This is a genomic window from Marinitoga sp. 1154 (genome assembly GCF_013363285.1).
Taxonomy (GTDB): domain Bacteria; phylum Thermotogota; class Thermotogae; order Petrotogales; family Petrotogaceae; genus Marinitoga.
In genome coordinates, this window is sequence record NZ_LBFB01000068.1 from 1 (window position 1) to 751 (window position 751).

General features: G+C 34.2%; 1 protein-coding gene. It reads left to right on the forward strand.

Annotation, left to right across the window (positions count from 1 at the left end; all coding sequences use genetic code 11):
* Positions 1–751: methyl-accepting chemotaxis protein (locus XO12_RS11120; protein ID WP_254867741.1), on the forward strand; the 751-nt coding region annotated here is incomplete at both ends.

Below are 751 nucleotides of genomic sequence, written 5' to 3' on the forward strand. Positions count from 1 at the left end.
AGAGCAATAGAAGAAAATGCAGAAAATGCAGCAGCGACAACAGAAGAACTAACCTCAGGAGTAAATGAAGTATCAATAGCAGCGCAAAACGTATCAAGTAATGCAGTAGAAATATCGCAGGAAGTAAATGAAACAACAGAAGTAACAGAAGAAGGGGAAAAATCAATAAACGAAATAACAAAAATAATAGAACAGGCAGTAGAAAAATCAAAAGAAACAGAAAAGACAGTAGAAATACTGGCAGAAAAAGCCAAAAACATAGGAGAAATAGTAGAAACAATAACAAGCATAACAGAGCAAACAAATCTATTAGCATTAAACGCAGCAATAGAAGCAGCGAGAGCAGGAGAAGCAGGAAAAGGATTTGCAGTAGTAGCGGATGAAATAAGGAAATTAGCAGAAGAATCGAAAAAAGCGACAGAACAGATAGCGCAAATACTAACAGAAATAAAAAATGGGGCACAAAACGCAAACAAAGCAACAGAAGAAACAGTAAAAGTAATAAACGAAGTAGAAAATCATGCAAATGGTATAAAAAAGAAATTCCAGAACATATTAGAAAGAATAGAAAACATAAATCAGAGAGTAGAAGGACTAACAGCAAGTGCAGAAGAACAAAGTGCATCGACAGAAGAAATGGCAGCTGCGAGCGATAAAACAGCGCAAATGATACTGGAAATATCAAATGAAATAAACGAAATAACAAAAGATATAGAAGAAGAAAGCAAAGAAATAGAGAATGTAAATGAAA